The following is a 959-nucleotide window of genomic DNA, read 5'->3' on the forward strand; positions in this document are numbered from 1 at the left end:
ATCCCTTTCTCTCCTTCCTCTTGAATACCTGTACCCTATTTTAAATTAACAGGCTGTAAGTCCATACGACCTTTGATAGCAACTTAGCTTTCTTCCTCCTCAACAGTAATATTGGCAATATTTTCTTCTAGATCAGTTTTGATGCCGCTCGATAGAAAACCCGCTGGTTTAAGAAGCGGAGAAACAAACAGAAATTGACTTGCCCTTCATTCAGAATGTCATCGGCCAGATAGCTAAAATACAACTCCTGGGGTTGAGTCAGCTCCTCAGTCTCCCGCTCAGTCAGAGGGGGCAAGTCCAGCTTTTCCTCGAACTCTAAAGAATCTCCCCGACACAGACCTAAGAGATCGTGAACCTCTCTCAGAGTCAAGGTATTGGCGGGCCGGGTCTGTTCAGCCGTCATCACAAGGGCTCCCTAAATCGGGTTCACCTCGACTGGCCAGAGGTTACTTCCTAGCACCCAAGGCTCCGGGCATGCCCGCCAGGGTTCGTCGTGGAGAACCGGTCAAGATCATGATCCCCAGGGTCAGCACGTAGGGAGCGGCATTCCACAGGTAGTAGTTAGACTGCACGCCCACCGACTGCAGGGCCGGCCCAATGGCCTGTGCCCCGCCAAACAAAAAAGCGGCTAACAAACACTGCAACGGGTTCCACTTGGCGAAGATCACCAGAGCTACGGCCATCAAACCTTGTCCGCTGGAAATGCGTTCTGTCCAACTGCCGGGGTAGTACAAGGACAGGTAAGCTCCTCCCACGGCTGCCAAGAAGCTGCCCGCCATAATGCACAGAGCCCTTACCTTGGGCACCGAGATCCCCATGGCCCGTGCTGCATCCGGGTTATCGCCCACGGCCCGCACGAATAGGCCCCAACGGGTGGAGCGAAAGAACCAGTGCATGGCAAAGGCCAGGAGGATCCCCAGCAGCAGAAGTGGGCTCAGTTTTAAGGCAGCTTGAATGGC

The 959-nt window shown here is 53.9% G+C and carries 2 protein-coding genes; both read right to left on the reverse strand.

What is annotated here, in order from left to right:
* Positions 1–127 precede the first annotated feature (127 nt).
* Positions 128–403 carry a hypothetical protein gene (locus tag NW853_RS09660; RefSeq protein WP_414348905.1) on the reverse strand — a complete coding sequence of 92 codons (276 nt, stop codon included), beginning with the start codon at positions 401–403 and terminating at the stop codon, positions 128–130.
* A gap of 43 nt (positions 404–446) precedes the next feature.
* A partial coding sequence (locus NW853_RS09665) for an ABC transporter permease (protein ID WP_414348906.1) occupies positions 447–959 on the reverse strand: 513 nt, incomplete at its 5' end.

Source organism: Synechococcus sp. H55.11, assembly GCF_047462475.1.
Lineage (GTDB): Bacteria > Cyanobacteriota > Cyanobacteriia > Thermostichales > Thermostichaceae > Thermostichus.